Origin of the sequence: Enterobacter sp. CC120223-11 (assembly GCF_900215375.1) — a bacterium.
In the GTDB taxonomy this organism is placed as follows: Bacteria; Pseudomonadota; Gammaproteobacteria; order Enterobacterales; family Enterobacteriaceae; genus Scandinavium.
Window position 1 is genome coordinate 21,775 of record NZ_OBEF01000012.1, and the last position, 19,106, is coordinate 40,880.

A 19,106-nucleotide genomic window follows, 5' to 3' on the forward strand; every position below is an offset into this window, starting at 1 on the left:
TGTTCCCCTCACCCTAACCCTCTCCCCAGAGGGGCGAGGGAACCGTTCGTCATCCAATCCGCAAACTCTTCACCCCCAAAAGTTTCGCCACGGCCTCCAGTTTTTCGCCAACGTGACCCATCCCGATCGCGCAATGATGCGCCGGGCCGCCTTCGCACCACCGGCGGGTAAACTCGCGTGCGGAAAGTGCAAAGCGATAATGGCTGTTGGTGTTGCCGATATCCAGCACGTCGCCCGGCACGGCCTCCCCTTCGGCGTACTGCAGCGTCACGCTGCCGTCACGATGTTCCACCACGGATAAAAACGTCACCGGGCCAGGTTTGACGGTCATCTGAATCGATACGCCTTTCCCCGGCTTGCCGTGATACACCGGCAGCGGCACCAGCCGCACCTTGTTTGCGGACATCAGCGGATGCGCCGGACCGTCATGGCCCCACTGCACGGTGTCGTTTTCAAAATCAATGCCGTAAGGCTCAGAGAACGAGCCGCCCGCCTTCAGCAGGCTGAGGATTTTCATCGCAATCACGTTCTTGATCTCGCATTCCCCCGCGACGGGAATGTCACGCTCCGTCAGCAGCGTATTGCCGAGGATCACCGAGGTAATGATGTTCTCCTGCGCTGAACCGGATGCGCCTTCGTAGTAATACGCCATCGCACCCAGCTGATGCTTCGCCACGAGCTTATCCAGCGCGACAGACGTGGCCACGGCGCGCTGTAATTCGTACTCCTCGCAGGACGGGTCAACGCTCAGCGCTTCAAACACCTCGGTGCGTTTCTGCTGACGCTCAGCGTCTGACGCTGAAGGAAGCGACGCGACCAGCTCGCACACTTCAAGCACCTTGAAACGCACGCCAAATTTGGCCGACAGGTTGGTCATGTCCGAATAGACGTCATACATGCCGTTGTAATAGTGGCCGAGCACGCCGACGTTGGTTGTTTTCAGTGTTTTTACAACGGCGGCGGCGGCAAGCCAGCTGTTGATTTCCTGCCATGCTTGCGGATCGTCGAGATAGCCCGGTACCAGCGTGTGGCCGATATTGGCCCGCTGGAGAACGTTCACCAGCTCCGGCGCGCTGCAGGCCTGACAATGTGCCAGCCACTGCCCGGTGCGCTCGCCGCGATCTTCAAGCTGATTGATGGTTGAACAGGGCACTTTTTTCTCTGGCTGAAGCGCCAGGATCAGCACCGGCACGTTGAGCTGTTGCACCAGCGGCAGTACGGCCGAACTCAGCGCGTAGGTGGTGATATACAGCACCAGCGCATCAACGCGCTGTTCCGAAAACTGCGCGGTGGCAGCGTCCATTGTTTGCGGATTATCGACCAACCCGGCGTTCACCACCTGGACCTCCTGACCTTGCAGGCGGTTTTCCACCTGGCCGAGATAGCCTTCAAGCTGCTCACGCAGGCCGTGAAACTGCGGCCAGTACGTATCCAGACCAATGCCGAACAAACCAACGGTAAATGTTTTCATGGGGATCCTCAGAACAGGGCAACGGAATGCCGTCACTTTACGCGGGGCAACCGCGGTAAACCTGTTGCTGATGGACAGTGAAAAGCGGAGGGTGGCACTGTGGCAGAGGAGAGGCGAATCCGGATCGCAGATTGCTTATTTGCCCCTGTTCACCAGCGAGAAAATGAAATACTTCCCCCTTTAAATTTTAGGGAAATAAATGAACGAAAGCCTGCTGGTTATTCTCTCCGCATTGTTCAGGTTAATCCTAAAAATGATTGTGACTTCTGGCTGGTATTTTTATTTTTAGGATTATCTTGAGGGTGTGCAATTTGTAGTTGTTTGAATTTAAAGAGGTAAATGATTTAGTAAAACGTATTTATTCTGTTTTATTCCTCTAGTCCTAAAACCCGCCTGCTTATTTCCTGTGCCGTAATTCAGCGGTTTCAGTTGTGTATACTCGATGGCGCCTGAATTTCTCAGGTGATTCTCCATTCATTCAACCAATGAAGGGAAATAGCAATGAAAAAAGCACTGTATGGCATTTTTGCCATTTCTGCGCTTGCGGCGACTTCTGCTTTCGCGGCTCCGGTGGAAACCGGTGAAGCGGCAGGGTCGGCAGCGACGTCGGTGTCCGCGGGCAGTTCTGCCGCCACCAGCGCCAGCGCCGTAAGTTCGGCCGTGGGGGTCGCACTGGCGGCGACCGGTAGTGGTGATGGCTCCAATACCGGAACCACGACCACCACAACCACAAGCACCCGTTAAGTCTCGCGGGTTTAACCCTAACCACACTTCGGTGTGGTTATTTTGCCCCTTCGGAGAAGCGTCGTGAAGCGACCCCTTATTGTCACTCTTTGCCTGTTGCTTCAGGCCTGTTCCGCCAGCACCCAGGGGCTTGGCAAATCGCTCTGGCAAAGCCTGTTTGGCACGCCGGGCGTACAGCTCACCGCCGACGACATCAGGGACATGCCCTACGCCAGCCAGTACATGCAGCTCAATAACGGCCCACAGCTTTTTGTGGTGCTCGCCTTCGATGAAAACGGTCAGCAGAAGTGGGTGACTCAGGACCGGGCGACCCTCGTGACGCAGCACGGGCGCATCGTTAAAACCCTGCTCGGCGGTGACAACCTTATCAGCGTCAACAACCTGGATGCCGATCCGCTGCTGAAACCGAATCAGATTGTCGATGGTGCAAGCTGGACCCGCACGATGGGCTGGACGGAGCACCAGAAGGTGCGTTACGCCACCGTCCGATCGACCTTCCGTTGGGACGGCACCGATACCCTGACGCTTGCGGGTGATCGGACCGCGGTCCGCGTGCTGGTGGAAGAGGCAAGCACCGACCAGGCTCACTGGCAGAACCGCTTCTGGATCGACAGCGACGGGCAGATTCGTCGGTCCGAACAATACCTGGGGGCCCATTTCTTCCCGGTGAAAACCACGTTGATTAAGGCGGCGAAGTCATGAAAACAACATTTCTTGCCGCGCTGACGGTGCTACTTGTTGCGCCACTGGCGTTTGCTGCGGGCACCGTTGACGTCTACATCGACGGTGCGAAGACGCCAAAAACGCTCACTGACGCCGCCCATCTTGGGGATCTGGTGGCGCAGCCGCGGCTGGCAAACAGCTGGTGGCCTGGCGCCGTGATTGCTGAAAAGCAGGCCAGCGCCGTGGCGCAGCAGCAGAAACTGGCTTTGCTGGCTCAGCTGGACGCGTTGGCTGCCGACGAAAGTGGCGAGGATGCCGCCGCGACTCGTGGCCTGCGCCAGCAGCTTGAGGCGCTGAACGTGACGGGCCGACAGTTTGTCAGCCTCGACCCGGACAGGGTCCGACTGGGACGGCAGAGAAACCCGCCGCTGGAAGGGCATTACAGCCTGTGGGTCAATCAGCAGCCTGCGACCATCACCGTTTTTGGGTTGGTCAGCCGTCCGGGAAAAACAGCGTTTGTCCCTGAAAAAGACGTGACGGATTACCTCGACGGCATGGACCTGCTGAGCGGTGCCGACCGCAGCTACGCGTGGGTGGTCTATCCCGACGGACGCCGTGAAAAGGCCCCGGTGGCTTACTGGAACAAGCGCCACATCGAACCTATGCCAGGCAGCATCATTTTCGTCGGTTTCGCCGACTCACTTTGGACGAAGAAGTATGCCGACCTGAACGCCGCGCTTCTTCGGGCCCTTGCACAGCGGATCCCGGAATAATGAAAAACAGATTTCTCTACAGCCTGCTGGCGCTGGGCGTCAGCGCGGCCTGTCATGCGGAAACATACCCGGCGCCCATTGGGCCTTCACAGTCTGATTTTGGCGGCGTTGGCCTGCTGCAAACGCCCACGGCGCGTATGGCGCGCGAGGGTGAGCTGAGCCTGAACTATCGCGATAACGATCAGTACCGCTACTACTCCGCCTCGGTGCAACTTTTCCCGTGGCTGGAAACTACACTGCGCTACACCGACGTGCGCACAAAGGCCTACAGCAACGTCGAATCTTTCTCCGGCGATCAGACCTATAAAGACAAAGCCTTCGACCTGAAATTACGCCTGTGGGAAGAGAGCTACTGGCTGCCGCAGGTGTCCGTGGGGGCAAGGGATATCGGCGGGACAGGCCTGTTCGACGCAGAGTACGTGGTGGCGAACAAAGCCTGGGGACCGTTTGATTTCAGCCTGGGGCTTGGCTGGGGTTACCTCGGCACCAGCGGTAACGTAAAGAACCCATTTTGCAGCTACGACGAAAAATTCTGCTATCGCAATAACAGCTATCGCCAGGCGGGATCGATGGACAGCAGTCAGATGTTCCACGGCCCGACCTCCCTGTTCGGCGGCGTGGAGTACCAGACGCCCTGGCAGCCGCTGCGCCTGAAGCTGGAGTATGAGGGCAACGACTACAGTCAGGACTTTGCCGGCAAGCTCGAACAGAAAAGTAAGTTTAACGTCGGGGCCATTTACCGCGTGACCGACTGGGCCGACGTTAACCTTAGCTACGAGCGCGGTAACACCTTTATGTTCGGCGTGACGATGCGCACTAACTTCAACGATTTGCGTCCATCGTATAATGACAACCCGCGGCCGAAATATCAGCCAGAGCCGCAGGATGCTATCCTGCAACACTCGGTGGTGGCCAATCAGCTGACGCTGCTCAAATACAACGCCGGACTCGCCGATCCGAAAATTCAGGCCAAAGGCGACACGCTGTACGTCACGGGCGAGCAGGTAAAATACCGCGACTCACGTGAGGGTATCGAGCGTGCAAACCGCATCATCATGAACGATCTGCCTGATGGCATTTCAACGATTCGCATTACCGAAAACCGTCTGAACATGCCGCAGGTGACGACCGAAACCAACGTTGCCAGCCTGAAGCGCCATCTGGAAGGTGAACCGCTGGGGCAGGAAACGGAGCTGGTGCAGAAACGCGAAACGCCGATCGTGCCGGAGAAAACCGAGCAGGGCTGGTACATCGACAAATCCAGCTTTGATTTCCATATCGACCCGATACTCAGCCAGTCGATTGGCGGCCCGGAAAGCTTCTACATGTACCAGCTCGGCGTGATGGCTACCGCCGACTGGTGGGTCACCGACCATCTGCTGACCACCGGCAGCCTGTTCGGCAACATCGCCAACAACTATGGCAAATTTAACTACACCAATCCGCCGAACGATTCATCACTGCCGCGCGTGCGTACCCACGTGCGTGACTACGTTGAGAACGACGTCTACGTGAACAACCTGCAGGCGAACTATTTCCAGTATCTGGGGAATGATTTTTACGGTCAGGTGTACGGCGGCTATCTGGAAACCATGTACGGCGGCGTGGGCGCGGAAGTGCTGTGGCGTCCGGTCGACAGCAACTGGGCGTTAGGGATTGATGCCAACTACGTGAAGCAGCGTGACTGGCGCAGCTCGATGGACATGATGAAATTCACCGATTACAGCGCGAAAGTCGGCAATCTTGCAGCCTACTGGACGCCGCCGTTCGCCCAGGATGTGCTGATTAAAGCCAGCGTCGGCCAGTATCTTGCAGGCGATAAGGGCGGCACGCTTGAGGTGTCGAAGCACTTCGACAGCGGCGTGGTGGTCGGCGCCTACGCGACCATTACCAACGTTTCTGCGCAGGAGTATGGCGAGGGCGACTTCACCAAAGGCGTGTATGTTTCCGTGCCGCTGGATCTCTTCTCGTCTGGCCCGACCCGCAGCCGCGCAGCGATTGGCTGGACGCCGCTCACCCGCGACGGCGGTCAGCAGCTTGGGCGTAAGTTCCAGCTGTATGACATGACGAGTGACAAGAGTTTGAATTTCCGCTAGTTGCGTTGCCCTCTCCCCGACCCTCTCCCAGAGGGAGAGGGAGTAAAGCAATCCGCTCTATTTTGTTCCCTCTCCCTTGGGAGAGGGCTAGGGAGAGGGAGTAAAGCAATCCGCTCTATTCTGTTCCCTCTCCCTTGGGAGAGGGCTAGGGAGAGGGAAAATACCCGCTCCGGTTGCACAAAAAATAAGCAAAAAATATAGATCCCCGTCACATTTTTACGCTATACAGAGATCTCGCCCTGATGAAGGAGGTGCTGTATGACGTCGCTCACTCGTCCTCGCGTAGAGTTTATCTCCACTATTTTGCAGACCGTCCTCAACCTGGGCTTGCTCAGCCTCGGCCTGATCCTGGTGGTCTTTCTCGGGAAAGAAACCGTCCATCTGGCGGACGTGCTGTTCGCCCCGGAGCAAACCAGCAAGTATGAGCTGGTGGAAGGGCTGGTGGTTTACTTCCTCTATTTCGAATTTATCGCCCTGATTGTGAAGTACTTTCAGTCCGGTTTTCACTTTCCGCTGCGCTATTTTGTCTATATCGGGATCACCGCCATCGTGCGGCTGATCATCGTCGATCACAAATCCCCTCTCGATGTTCTGATCTACTCTGCGGCGATCCTGCTGTTGGTTATCACCCTTTGGCTGTGTAATTCGAAGCGGCTGAAGCGGGAATAAAAAAATGGCGCTCCGAAGAGCGCCTAACAACAGTCACAAGTATGAGGATAACAGTGGCATTACTTACACAGGGTATAACGATGAAAATCAGCCTTTTACACCGCCTGCGGTCAGGCCATTCACCAGCCAGCGCTGAGCCAGCAGGAACACGGCGGTAATAGGGATGGCGGAGAGCACCGCCGCGGCGGCAAAGTCGCCCCACAGGTAGTTTTGCGGGTTGAGATATTGCTGCATGCCGACCGCCAGGGTGTAGCTGTTCACGTCGCGCAGCAGCAAGGATGCGACCGGCACTTCGGTGATGGCGGCGATAAACGACAGAATAAAGACGACGGCCAGAATCGGCACCGACAGCGGCAGCAGCACCAGGCGGAAGGCCTGCCACGGCGTTGCGCCATCCAGCGCAGCGGCTTCTTCCAGCGAGCCGTCGATGGTTTCGAAATAGCCTTTGATCGTCCACACATGCAGCGCGATACCGCCCATATAGGCGAAGATCACCCCACCGTGCGTGTTCAGACCGATAAACGGAATGTACTGGCCGAGGCGGTCGAACAAGGCATACAGCGCCACCAGGGAAAGCACCGCCGGGAACATCTGGAAAATCAGCATCCCTTTCAGCAACGTCGCTTTGCCCGGGAACTTCATGCGGGCGAAGGCGTAGGCGCAGGTAGTGGAAAGCGCCACGATGCCCACTGCGGTAATGCCCGCGATTTTCACGGAGTTCCAGAGCCACAGCAGCACCGGGAACGGCGGCGGCGTGACGCGACCGTCGGCGTGTTCGACGCTGAAGCCGAGCGCCAGCTTCCAGTGCTCCCAGGAGATTTGATCCGGGATAAGGCTGCCGGTGGCGAAGTTGCCCTCACGCAGCGAGATGGCGACCACCATCAGCAGCGGGAACATGATCGCGGCGATAAACATCAGCAATAACAGGTGCGTAATAAACAGGCGCAGCTTTTGCGATTTCGGTTGAACCATTGCCATGTCGAATTCTCCCTTAATCGAATTTCATGCGGGTGGCTTTGAGGTTGATAATCGCCAGCGCACCCACCAACAGGAAGATAAGCGTCGCGATTGCCGCCGCCAGACCGAAGTCCTGGCCACCGCCGCCTTCGAAGGCGATGCGGTAGGTGTAGCTCACCAGCAGGTCGGTATAACCCGCAGGCGTCGTGGTGCCGAGACGGTCCGGGCCACCGTTGGTCAACAGCTGAATCAGCACGAAGTTGTTGAAGTTAAAGGCGAAGCTGGCAATCATCAGCGGCGTCAGCGGTTTGATCAGCAGCGGCAGCGTGATCTTGAAGAAGTTCTGGAACGGACCCGCGCCGTCCATTGCCGAGGCTTCATACAGATCGTCCGGAATCGCTTTCAGCAGGCCCATGCAGAGGATCATCATGTACGGATAGCCGAGCCAGGTGTTGACGATGACGATCATCGAACGGGCGGTGGTTGGGTCGCTGAACCAGGCCGGTTTGATGCCAAACAGTGCGCTCAGCATCATGTTGATTTCACCGAAGCTCTGGTTGAACAGCCCTTTGAAAATCAGAATTGAGATAAACGACGGCACGGCGTAGGGCAGAATCAGCAGCACGCGGTAAATGGCTTTGCCTTTCAGCGATTCCCACTGCACCACGCAGGCCAGCACCATGCCCACGGCGACGGTCAGCAGCACGGTCAGCACTGAGAACACCACCGTCCAGACGAAAATGGCGAAGAACGGTTTCTGAATGCCTTCGTCGGTGAAGACGCGGGTGAAGTTATCCCAGCCGATGCTGACGGTGTAGCCCGGGCTCAGCTTCTCGTCGCCCCAGTTGCCGTCGGCGTTCACCGACTGATAGAAACCGATCTGGTTGTTCGGGCGATACTTCACGCCGCTCTGGTTATTGGTCAGTTCGCCTTTTTCGCCTTCGGTATACAGCGGGCGGGTGCCGGAGAACTGGCGCAGCGAACTCATAATGACTTTGCTGTCATCGGGCAGGATCGCGGTCAGCTGGTTCAGCGCCTGGCGATTCTGGGTGATGATGCGCAGGTTGCCACGTTCGCCTTCCGGCAGGGCATCCGCTTCTTTCAGCGCGATTTTCTGTTCGCCGCCGAGTTTGAACGCATCGGAGACGTAATTCTTGCCGCTGTCGCCGTCGGTCAGGGCCAGCTTCCACTCATCGCCCGCAGGGTACAGGCCGAAGTTATAGGCTTTGCCCGCCTGATAAGAGCGGTCCATCAGCACCTGCTGCGCGCGCTCCTGGGTCAGCTGGTTGGTGCTGCTGTAGTTGGTGAAGGCGATGGCGATGGTGCAAATCAGCGGGAACAGGACAAACAGGCCCATCCCGGCCATGCCCGGATAGACGTAGCGCCACGCGTAGGCTTTACGATTGGCGAAAATATAGAGGCCAACAGCGCTTAAAATCAGCGTCATGATGGCGAACAGGTACTCCCCCTGGGCGTACATTAAAACAATAAGGTAGCCAACCAGCAGGCCCAGCAGTCCGATGACGGACCACTTCAGCGTTTCGCTTTGCCACCAGTGACTCTTTTTAACGACATCCATGGGGATCTTCCTCTACAACTTATTCTGTTCTCCCTCTCCCCTCAGGGGAGAGGGCCGGGGTGAGGGGATAGCTGCCGACCCTCACCCTAGCCCTCTCCCTAAAAGGGAGAGGGGATAAAAGCATTACTTAGTAATACGACCCTGAGCATCCTTCAGCGCAGCATCGACGGTCTGACGACCGCTGGCGGCGTTGATCACCGCGGTGCGGGTGGCGTACCAGAAGGCGGCCATCTGCGGGATGTTAGGCATGATTTCACCTTTCTGGGCGTTCGCCATAGTGGCGGCGATGCGCGGATCTTTCTCCAGCTGCTCCTGGTAAGTTTTCAGCGCTACGGCACCCAGCGGCTTATCCTTGTTCACTTCTGCCAGACCATCGTTGGTCAGCAGGTAGTTTTCGAGGAACTCTTTCGCCAGCTCTTTGTTCGGGCTGGCGGCGTTGATGCCCGCGCTCAGCACGCCCACGAACGGTTTAGAGGCTTTGCCTTTGAAGGTCGGCAGCATCGTTACGCCGTAGTTGATTTTGCTCTTGTCGATGTTCGACCACGCCCACGGACCGTTGATGGTCATCGCGGTTTCGCCCTTGTTGAAGGCCGCTTCGGCGATGGAATAGTCGGTATCCGCGTTCATGTGTTTGTTTTTGATGAGGTCAACCAGGAAGGTCAGGCCTGCTTTCGCGCCCGCGCTGTCCACGCCCACATCTTTCACGTCGTACTTGCCGTTCTCAAATTTGAACGCGTACCCGCCGTCGGCGGCAATCAGTGGCCAGGTGAAGTACGGCTCCTGCAGGTTGAACATCAGCGCAGATTTACCTTTCGCCTTCAGCTCTTTATCCAGCGCAGGAATTTCTTCCCAGGTTTTCGGTGGGTTTGGCACCAGGTCTTTGTTGTAGATGAGGGAGAGCGCTTCGACCGCAATTGGGTAGGCAATCAGCTTGCCGTTGTAGCGGACCGCATCCCAGGTGAACGGATAGAGTTTGTCCTGGAAGGCTTTGTCCGGCGTCACTTCAGCCAGCAGGCCAGACTGCGCGTAGCCACCAAAACGGTCATGCGCCCAGAAGATGATGTCCGGGCCGTCGCCAGTCGCTGCAACCTGCGGATATTTCTCTTCCAGCTTGTCCGGATGCTCCACGGAGACTTTGATGCCGGTATCTTTCTCGAATTTCTTCCCGACTTCCGCGAGGCCGTTATAGCCTTTATCGCCGTTGATCCAGATAACCAGCTTACCCTCTTCAATTTTTGCGAGGGCAGAAGCGGAAAACATCATCGTGGTCAATGCAGACAGCGCAAGGATGCGTGCGCCAGTTTTGATTTTCATATATCCCGTCCTGTTTGGTGATGTGCTCGTGGATACGCCTGGTGGCTTTAACGTCGTTGAGTTTCCTTTCTTAGCAACCTCTTTCCATCCTCCCCGCCACTACGCCCCACCCCCAGTTTGTGTGATCTGCGTTGCATAAATTTAAGTTATGAGTCATGGCGCACACAAAATGACGCCGCTTTTTGCCGCGTACATCACGATTTTCGCCAGAGCGCGCCAAATGTGGGCTCAGACCCGTCCCCCTCATCCTCCCGTCTCCTCCCCCATTAAAAAGGCAGGGGGTGGAGGATTCATGAAAGTTATTAGACGCGCATAGTCAGCCCATCTTGAGTATTTCCGTTAGTGACAGGTTGTAACGAAGGGAGAAGGGGATGGCGAGCGTTCAGCTGCGAAATGTAACCAAAGCCTGGGGTGACGTGGTGGTGTCGAAAGACATCAATCTCGACATCCATGAGGGAGAGTTTGTGGTGTTTGTCGGGCCGTCAGGCTGCGGTAAATCCACGCTGCTGAGAATGATTGCCGGGCTGGAGACCATCACCAGCGGGGAGCTGATGATTGGTGAAAAACGCATGAACGACACGCCGCCTGCTGAACGCGGCATCGGCATGGTGTTCCAGTCTTATGCGCTGTATCCCCACCTTTCCGTTGCGGAAAACATGTCTTTTGGCCTGAAACTCGCGGGCGCGAAGAAAGAGCTGATTAATCAGCGCGTGACCCAGGTTGCCGAAGTATTGCAGCTCGCTCACCTGCTGGAGCGCAAGCCGAAAGCGCTCTCTGGCGGTCAGCGCCAGCGCGTGGCGATTGGCCGTACGCTGGTGGCGGAACCGCGCGTGTTCTTGCTCGATGAACCGCTTTCGAACCTCGACGCTGCGCTGCGCGTGCAGATGCGCATTGAGATTTCACGCCTGCACAAGCGCCTGGGCCGCACGATGATTTACGTCACCCACGATCAGGTTGAAGCGATGACGCTCGCCGACAAAATCGTGGTGCTGGACGCCGGGCGCGTGGCGCAGGTCGGCAAACCGCTGGAACTCTATCACTACCCGGCAGACCGCTTCGTCGCGGGCTTTATCGGCTCGCCGAAGATGAACTTCCTGCCGGTGAAGGTCACCGCCACCGCCATCGAGCAGGTGCAGGTGGAACTGCCCAACCGTCAGCAAATCTGGCTGCCGGTGGAAAGTACCGGCGTGCAGGTGGGCGCCAACATGTCATTAGGTATTCGTCCTGAGCATCTTCTGCCAAGCGACATCGCCGATGTCACTCTGGAAGGCGTGGTTCAGGTCGTCGAACAGCTTGGTCACGAAACGCAAATTCATATCCAGATCCCCGCCATCCGTCAGAACCTGGTATACCGCCAGAATGACGTGGTGTTGGTAGAAGAGGGAGCCACATTCGCTATCGGTCTGCCGCCAGAGCGTTGCCATCTGTTCCGTGAGGATGGCACTGCATGTCGTCGGTTGCACAAAGAACCGGGCGTTTAAATCCCATAACAAAAGAAAAGCAATGGTCTCAGGAGATAGAATGATGATTACTCTGCGCAAACTTCCACTGGCGATCGCCGTGACTGCAGGCATCCTGTCTGCGCACGCGGGCGCTGTCGATTTTAAAGGTTACGCCCGTTCGGGTATCGGCTGGACCGGTAGCGGCGGCCCACAACAGTGTTTCCAGGCGACTGGTGCACAGTCTAAATACCGTCTGGGTAACGAGTGCGAAACCTACGCCGAAATTAAATTAGGCCAGGAAGTGTGGAAAGAAGCGGATAAGAGCTTCTATTTCGACTCCAACATTGCCTATACCTCTCCTCAGTTGAACGACTGGGAGAACGGCACCACGCCAGCAATCCGTGAATTTAACGTCGTGGGTAAAAACCTGATCGACGCTCTGCCAGGCGCCAACATGTGGGCCGGTAAGCGCTTCTATCAGCGTCATGACGTGCACATGATCGACTTCTACTACTGGGATATCTCCGGTCCGGGCGCAGGTCTGGAAAACATTGATGTTGGCGTTGGTAAACTCTCCTTTGCGGCAACCCGTTCTACCGAAGCCGGTGGTTCTTCTGCTTTCGCCAGCCAACAGTTGCGTGATTACACTCTGCCAACTTCGAACGACGTGTTTGACGTGCGTTTAGGTCAGATGGAAATCAACCCAGGCGGTACTCTGGAACTGGGCGTTGACTACGGCCATACCAACGTCAACGATGATTACTACCTGCAGCCAAAAGCGTCCAAAGACGGCTGGATGTTCACCGCTGAACACACCCAGAGCATGCTGAAAGGCTTTAACAAGTTCGTGGTGCAGTACGCCACTGACGCCATGACTTCTCAGGGTAAAGGCCAGTCTCAGGGCGCAGGCATAGGTTTGGGTAATGATGAAGATGGCCAGTTGTTCGCTTACGGCATCAACAACAACGGCCACCTGCTGCGTATCCTCGACCACGGCGCAATCTCCCTGGGCGACAGCTGGGACCTGATGTACGTCGGTATGTACCAGGACATCAACTGGGATAACAACAACGGCACCAAGTGGTACACCGTGGGCGTGCGCCCAATGTACAAATGGACGCCAATCATGAGCACCCTGCTGGAAGTGGGCTACGACAACGTCAAATCCCAGAACACCGGCGACACCAACAACCAGTACAAAATCACCCTGGCCCAGCAGTGGCAGGCGGGCGACAGCATCTGGTCCCGTCCGGCAATCCGCGTCTTCGCAACCTATGCGAAGTGGGATGAGAAATGGGGTTACGACACGAGTGGTAGCCCGGCAACCAACAATGCCAACTACAACTCTAACTTCGGTATGCAGACCGCTGGCTTCGGCCGTGGTGACTCCGATGAGTGGAGCTTCGGTGCCCAGATGGAAATCTGGTGGTAAGTTGAATTTGATTTAACCCACTGTTATGCCAAATAAAGAGGGGCGAAAGCCCCTCTGTTTTAGACTCAGCGCGCTATTGCCTGGCTACCGCTGAGCCCTGTCTTTGAGGTCAATAAAATGAAAATGAACAAAAGTCTCATCGCGCTGTGCCTCTCCGCTGGTCTGTTGACAAGCGTACCGGCAGTCAGCTTCGCAGAAGTGAATTTCGTCCCGCAGAATACCTCTGCCGCACCGGCTATACCTGCGTCTGCCTTGCAGCAGCTAGTCTGGACGCCTGTCGATCAGTCTAAAACGCAAAACACCGATCTGTCCGGTGGTGGCCAACAGCTTAACGTAGCGGGAATTTCCGGCCCCGTAGCGGCATACAGCGTGCCTGCGAACATTGGCGAGCTGAACATCACGCTTACCAGTGAAGTGAATAAAGATGCACGTGTTTATGCACCAAACGTGCTGATTCTTGATCAAAACATGACGCCATCGGCGTACTTCCCGAGCAGCTATTTTGCCTATCAGGAGCCGGGCGTCATGAGCGCCAATCGCCTGGAAGGCGTAATGCGTTTAACGCCTGCACTGGGTCAGCAGAAAATTTATGTGCTGGTGTTTACCACTCCGAAGGATCTGCAGCAAACCACTCAGATGGTTGATCCTGCCAAAGCCTATGCCAAAGGTAACGGCAATGCGGTACCAGACATCCCGGATCCTATTGCGCGTCACGTTACTGACGGCACACTGAAACTGAAAGTCAAAACGAATTCCTCTTCCAGCATTCTTGTCGGGCCGTTGTTTGGCTCTTCCAGCCCAAGCCCGGTAATGGTCGGTAATACGACTGCTCCGGTCTACAGCGCTCCGGCAGCTGCCCCGGTTGCTGCCACCGCAGTCGCTGCGCCTGTTGCCGCTTCCGCGGCTGCGGCACCGGCGGCGAAGAGTGAGCCTGTTCTCAATGACACCGAAAGCTACTTCAATAATGCCATTAAGCAAGCCGTAAATGAGGGCAACATCGACAAAGCCCTGAAGCTGTTAAACGAAGCCGAGCGCCTCGGTTCGACTTCTGCACGTTCCACCTTTATCAGTAGTGTAAAAGGCAAGGGGTGAAAGTCTCCCCACATTGCTGATGTTTAGGCTATAGCCATTCGGTGCGTCCACTCGGGCGCACCGTTTTTTCTGTCGCAGCAGCCGGTATTGCATCGCTGTTGCGCAGAAGATCGTATATTCGCGTTTCTTCCTCCCCGCAGCGCTTTTCTAAGATACAATGCCGATAAGTTATGTATCGGAGAGTCTGGCATGTCACACCCTGCGCTGACGCAGCTGCGTGCGTTACGCTATTACACAACCCTTCCGGAACTCGACGCAGAGCTGCGCGACTGGCTGCTGCTGGAAGATTCCATGACCAAACGCTTTGAGCAGCAGGGAAAACGCGTCACCGTGACGCTGGTCCGGGAAGATTTTGTCGGACAAGATGAGGTTGTTGAGGAGCTGGCGCTCCTGCCGAAAGAGCCGCGCTACTGGCTGCGTGAAATTTTACTCTGCGCCGATGGCGAACCCTGGCTTGCCGGGCGTACGGTGGTGCCTGAATCCACCCTCAACGGGCCGGAGCTTCAGCTTCAGCAGCTCGGCACCACGCCGCTGGGTCGCTATCTGTTTACCTCATCCACCTTAACCCGTGATTTTATTGAAGTCGGTAAAGATGCAGAGCTGTGGGGGCGTCGTTCCCGCCTTCGCCTGAGCGGCAAGCCTCTGCTGTTAACCGAGCTGTTTTTACCTGCATCGCCGCTGTATTGAGAGGAAAAGAAGAATGGAGTGGAGTCTGACGCAGCATAAGCTGCTGGCCTATCACCGCCTGATGCGAACCGACAAACCGATTGGCGCGCTGCTGCTGCTGTGGCCGACGCTGTGGGCACTCTGGGTGGCGACCCCGGGCATTCCACCACTGTGGATTTTGCTGGTGTTTATCGCGGGCGTCTGGTCGATGCGCGCCGCGGGCTGCGTCGTCAACGACTATGCCGATCGCAAATTCGACGGCCACGTGAAGCGCACCGCCCATCGTCCGCTCCCGAGCGGCGACGTGAGTGAAAAAGAGGCGAGAATCGTCTTCTCCGTGCTGGTGCTGGTGTCGTTCCTGCTGGTGCTGACGCTCAACACCATGACCATTTTGCTGTCGGTCGTGGGCCTGGCGCTGGCGTGGGTTTACCCGTTTATGAAGCGCTACACCCATCTGCCGCAGGTGGTGCTTGGCGCGGCATTCGGCTGGTCCATTCCGATGGCCTATGCCGCCGTGAGCGAAGCGCTGCCGCTCAGCTGCTGGCTGATGTTCATCGCCAATATCTGCTGGGCCGTGGCCTACGACACACAGTATGCAATGGTCGATAGGGATGATGATTTAAAAATCGGCGTGAAATCGACGGCCATTCTGTTTGGTAAAAACGACAAGCTGATCATCGGCATATTGCAGGTGATGACCCTGGCGCTGATGGCCGCAGTGGGCTGGCTGAGCGGGCTGCACTGGGAGTTTTACTGGTCGATTTTCATCGCCGGGGCGCTGTTTATTTACCAGCAGAAGCTGATCAAAGACCGCGAACGCGACGCCTGCTTTAAGGCGTTCTTAAACAATAACTACGTCGGACTGGTGCTGTTCATCGGGCTGGCGATGAGTTATCTGCTCTGATGCATCGGGCCCGGGGAAATCGCCCGGGCTTATCTTTTCGGCACTCACAGCTTTCCTTCGGCAATGGTCCTCTCGCGGAAGTAAAACTCTTTGTCTCTGTCTCCAACGGGACGAAGCACTTTACAAGGCACGCCTGCGGCAACCACATTGGCAGGAATATCACGGGTGACGACGCTGCCCGAACCAATCACGCTGTTATCGCCAATCGTCACGCCCGGGTTTATCACCGCACGGCTGCCTATCCAGACGTTGTTCCCGATGGTCACGGGGAAAGCATATTTCTGTCCGGTATTTCTTAATTCGGCATCTATGGGGTGGCCGGTGACGGTGATAGTGACGTTCGGGCCGATGAACACGTCATTGCCGAAGGTGACCTGACAGTCATCGATGATGGTCAGGTTAAAATTGGCGTAGAAATTATCCCCTAACGTAATATGACTGCCGTAGGCGAAATGGACGGGCGGCTCTATCCACGGGTTTTTGCCCACTTTGCCGAACATTTCCTGAAGCAGGCTAATCCTTCTGGCTTCCTCTGATGGCCGGGTGTGGTTGAAGTCGTGCATCAACTCTTTACCGCGCAGCCTCTCTTCGGGCAGGCCTTCACACATATCCGTAAACAGCTGTCCTTTGGTCATGCGTTCTCTCATCGACATGCGGCTCTCCGGGCTCCTGAAAAGAATGTGCTTCTTTATGGCAAAACTTGTCCCGAAAAGGCAAGTAGCCAGACGCAAAAAAGCCGGGATTCCCCGGCTTTTTTATTGCGTTTTCTGTCAGTTATCCTGACTGGCGCTTTCAATCGTCAGTCGAACATCCGAGGTGATGAGCTCCGCCAGCATCTGGTAGATTTTCATCGTCTCAGCAGGTTCGGCATCGCCGGTATCGCTGATGTAGCCTTCGTCGCGGAGCGTCAGCACCAGGGTACTGAACACGGCTTTGTCGAAGAACTCCGGTGCGTTAATGCCGTGCAGCACCGACAGACGCTGAGCCAGGGTGCGGCTCTCTTTTTCCAGCGTGCTGCGGTTGATGGACGGGTTGGCGCTCAGCAGCCAGAAGGTGATGGCATAGCGTTGCAGCGTTTCACGTGCACCGGCGGCCAGAAGCTGCAGCGTGCGGGAGTGAGACGGGTTCACGCGAACGTCGTCATTGTCGATAGCGACCAGCGACTGACGTTGCATTTCTGCCAGCAACTGGTCAATCACGCCCGCCAGCTCGGCTTTTTCCCAGCGCAGGAACAGCTCGGCCTTCAGCATCGGGTAGAGCGCTTCGACGTGATGCACCAGCGCTTCGCGGGAGATTTTGCGATGCTGAGTGATAATGGCGGCCAGCAGCGACGGAATCATCAGCATATGCGTGATGTTGTTGCGATAGTAGGTCATCAGCACCGCCTGCTCGCGCGGCAGAATGATGATGTCGCCGATGGTGTCTTTCTCGACCTCAAACTTGTTCATCTGCAACGCGTGATCGATAAGATCGCTGGCGCTCACTGTCGGCACCGTTGCATCCGGCGAATACGGCACGTTGCGCATCAGCTGCAGGTAACACTCAAGCTGTTCGGTCAGCTGTTCGCGCGTTAAGGAGCGCTGACGCGATGCCAGCAGCGCGGTACAGCACAGGTTCATGGCATTCGCCGCGCCTGCGTTGTTAATACGCACCATCAGGTCTTCGGCGATGTTGTTCACCGTTGGCGTCAGCCAGGCCGGACGAATGGACTCAATCGGGTCGATAGACTCGCGCCATTCAGGCACGTGCTGGTTCAGGTAAGTCATCAGCGGCATCGGTTCGCCGAAGTTGACGTAGCCCTGGCCGAGATTGCGCAGCTTGCTCAGGCCTTTCAGCATCTGCGGCAGGTTCTCTTTCTCTTTCGTCGCGCCACGCAGCTCTTTGGCGTAGGTGCCCACTTCCATCACGTGCTCGTAGCCAATGTAGATAGGCACCAGCGTGATAGGACGGGTGCCGCCGCGCAGCATGGCCTGAATGGTCATCGACAGGGTGCCGGTTTTTGGATCCAGCAAACGACCGGTGCGAGAGCGCCCGCCTTCCACAAAGTATTCAACGGAATAGCCACGGCTGAACAGCTCGCCGAGGTATTCGCGGAACACCGTAGAGTAGAGCTTGTTGCCCTTGAAGGTACGACGAATAAAGAACGCACCCAGGCGGCGGAAAATCGGGCCCGCTGGCCAGAAGTTCAGGTTGATGCCCGCGGCGATGTGCGGCGGAACCAGGCCCTGGTGGTAAAGCACGTAGGACAGCAGCATATAGTCCATGTGGCTGCGGTGGCAGGGCACATAGACGATTTCGTGACCGTCGTGGGCCAGCTGGCGCACGCGCTCGGCGTTATTGACGTTGATGCCCTGATACAACCGGTTCCAGGTGAAGCCGAGCACGCGGTCGGTCAGGCGAATCATTTCATACGAGAAGTTGGCCGCAATCTCTTCCATCAGCGCGATGGCGTTCTGCTGGGCTTTCTCGTGGGAAATTTTCTTGCTGCGCGCTTCGTCTTCCACCGCGCGGGCAATCGCTTTGGATGCCAGCAGCTTGTTGAAGAGATCCTGGCGTGCAGGCAGACGTGGGCCAACGGCAGCCAGACGCTGACGCGCAAAGTGGGTACGCGCCACGCGGGCCAGTTTCTGGGCGATAATCTTATCGGTGCCGTGTTCTGTGGCCATGCGGCGCAGTGACACGGAAGGCGAGAAGCGCACAAAGCTGTCGCGACCAAGCCAGGTGACGGCAAAGAACTTCTGGAAGCCGTTCATCATGCGCAGCGGCGGGTTGGTGTCGCCTTTTTCGCGACCCGGAGAGCGGCCAAACATGACCGAAACCGGTACCATCTGCACATCGAGATCCGGATTGCTGCGGTGCAGGTCCAGATAGTTGTGGAACAGCTTGATCGACTCTTCTTTTGGCGTGTAATAGGTGAACGCGCGCGGCCCGCCGTGAATGAACACGTAGCGCGGCAGCACGGTACCGTCGATTTCCAGCGGCTCCAGCGGGTCCGGGAGATCGTGCGCCAGACACTGGGCGCGTAAAGTCAGCAGATCTGCCTTCGAGTTATACGGCAGAACGTACATAATAGGACGTGACGTATCGAGTCCCAGTTCCTGGGCAGGTTCTGCCGGAATGGACTTACTTTTTACCAGTACGCTTAATGGTAAATTCAGTAATTTATAGTAAATTCGTGGCCAGCCAGACATAAACGATGTAAAGCCTCTGGTTAATCATGCAAATGCGCCGCAAGGATAACAGAAAGTGCACAGAATATCTGTTCTGGTACGCCCGGCGCGCAGTGACATTGACGCTAAATAAT

The 19,106-nt window shown here is 56.6% G+C and carries 16 protein-coding genes; 10 read left to right on the forward strand and 6 right to left on the reverse strand.

Annotated elements, in window-relative coordinates; all coding sequences use genetic code 11:
- Window positions 1-49 precede the first annotated feature (49 nt).
- Window positions 50-1,471 carry an L-fucose/L-arabinose isomerase family protein gene (locus CRO87_RS14490; protein WP_097163650.1) on the reverse strand — a complete coding sequence of 474 codons (1,422 nt, stop codon included), beginning with the start codon at window positions 1,469-1,471 and terminating at the stop codon, window positions 50-52.
- 501 nt (window positions 1,472-1,972) lie between these two features.
- Between CRO87_RS14490 and yjbE the strand changes: the two genes are divergently transcribed.
- From yjbE to psiE, 5 genes are all read left to right on the forward strand, one after another.
- Complete coding sequence (gene yjbE, locus CRO87_RS14500; protein WP_097163652.1) at window positions 1,973-2,215, forward strand: exopolysaccharide production protein YjbE; 243 nt, start codon at window positions 1,973-1,975, stop codon at window positions 2,213-2,215.
- 63 nt (window positions 2,216-2,278) lie between these two features.
- Entirely contained in the window at window positions 2,279-2,917 is a 639-nt protein-coding gene (locus tag CRO87_RS14505; protein ID WP_097163653.1) for a YjbF family lipoprotein, read from the forward strand.
- Window positions 2,914-3,651 carry a capsule biosynthesis GfcC D2 domain-containing protein gene (locus CRO87_RS14510; protein WP_097163654.1) on the forward strand — a complete coding sequence of 246 codons (738 nt, stop codon included), beginning with the start codon at window positions 2,914-2,916 and terminating at the stop codon, window positions 3,649-3,651. The genes CRO87_RS14505 and CRO87_RS14510 overlap by 4 nt, the downstream gene beginning before the upstream one ends.
- Complete coding sequence (locus CRO87_RS14515) at window positions 3,651-5,747, forward strand: YjbH domain-containing protein (protein ID WP_097163655.1); 2,097 nt, start codon at window positions 3,651-3,653, stop codon at window positions 5,745-5,747. Before CRO87_RS14510 ends, CRO87_RS14515 begins: the two co-directional genes overlap by 1 nt.
- Window positions 5,748-6,005: 258 nt before the next feature.
- Window positions 6,006-6,416: a phosphate-starvation-inducible protein PsiE gene (gene psiE, locus CRO87_RS14520; RefSeq protein WP_014068487.1), complete on the forward strand. Its 411-nt coding sequence runs from the start codon at window positions 6,006-6,008 to the stop codon at window positions 6,414-6,416.
- A gap of 87 nt (window positions 6,417-6,503) precedes the next feature.
- Here psiE and malG read toward each other — a convergent pair whose 3' ends face one another.
- The 3 genes from malG to malE form a co-directional block, all read right to left on the reverse strand.
- A complete protein-coding gene (malG, locus tag CRO87_RS14525; protein WP_097163656.1) occupies window positions 6,504-7,394 on the reverse strand; it encodes a maltose ABC transporter permease MalG in 891 nt (296 codons plus the stop codon).
- 13 nt (window positions 7,395-7,407) lie between these two features.
- Window positions 7,408-8,952, reverse strand: coding sequence for a maltose ABC transporter permease MalF (malF, locus tag CRO87_RS14530; protein ID WP_097163657.1), 1,545 nt, complete (start codon window positions 8,950-8,952; stop codon window positions 7,408-7,410).
- 123 nt (window positions 8,953-9,075) lie between these two features.
- Window positions 9,076-10,266, reverse strand: coding sequence for a maltose/maltodextrin ABC transporter substrate-binding protein MalE (gene malE / locus CRO87_RS14535; protein WP_097163658.1), 1,191 nt, complete (start codon window positions 10,264-10,266; stop codon window positions 9,076-9,078).
- Window positions 10,267-10,637: 371 nt separating this feature from the next.
- Between malE and malK the strand changes: the two genes are divergently transcribed.
- From malK to ubiA, 5 genes are all read left to right on the forward strand, one after another.
- On the forward strand, window positions 10,638-11,747 hold the full coding sequence (malK, locus tag CRO87_RS14540; RefSeq protein ID WP_097163659.1) for a maltose/maltodextrin ABC transporter ATP-binding protein MalK: 1,110 nt from the start codon (window positions 10,638-10,640) through the stop codon (window positions 11,745-11,747).
- A 40-nt stretch (window positions 11,748-11,787) separates the two neighbouring features.
- The gene (locus tag CRO87_RS14545; protein ID WP_097163660.1) at window positions 11,788-13,140 is read left to right on the forward strand and encodes a maltoporin; all 1,353 of its coding nucleotides are present in this window, start codon (window positions 11,788-11,790) and stop codon (window positions 13,138-13,140) included.
- Window positions 13,141-13,257: 117 nt separating this feature from the next.
- Complete coding sequence (malM, locus tag CRO87_RS14550) at window positions 13,258-14,232, forward strand: maltose operon protein MalM (RefSeq protein WP_097163661.1); 975 nt, start codon at window positions 13,258-13,260, stop codon at window positions 14,230-14,232.
- A gap of 189 nt (window positions 14,233-14,421) precedes the next feature.
- Window positions 14,422-14,919, forward strand: a complete 498-nt coding sequence (ubiC, locus tag CRO87_RS14555) for a chorismate lyase (RefSeq protein WP_097163662.1) — start codon at window positions 14,422-14,424, stop codon at window positions 14,917-14,919.
- Window positions 14,920-14,932: 13 nt separating this feature from the next.
- Entirely contained in the window at window positions 14,933-15,802 is an 870-nt protein-coding gene (ubiA, locus tag CRO87_RS14560) for a 4-hydroxybenzoate octaprenyltransferase (protein ID WP_097163663.1), read from the forward strand.
- 44 nt (window positions 15,803-15,846) lie between these two features.
- On the opposite strand, the gene CRO87_RS14565 is transcribed toward ubiA, so the two are convergent.
- Together CRO87_RS14565 and plsB are read right to left on the reverse strand one after the other, a co-directional pair.
- Entirely contained in the window at window positions 15,847-16,455 is a 609-nt protein-coding gene (locus CRO87_RS14565; RefSeq protein WP_097163664.1) for a maltose acetyltransferase domain-containing protein, read from the reverse strand.
- Between the two features lie 117 nt (window positions 16,456-16,572).
- Window positions 16,573-18,993 carry a glycerol-3-phosphate 1-O-acyltransferase PlsB gene (gene plsB / locus CRO87_RS14570; RefSeq protein WP_097163665.1) on the reverse strand — a complete coding sequence of 807 codons (2,421 nt, stop codon included), beginning with the start codon at window positions 18,991-18,993 and terminating at the stop codon, window positions 16,573-16,575.
- Between the last annotated feature and the right edge of the window lie 113 nt (window positions 18,994-19,106).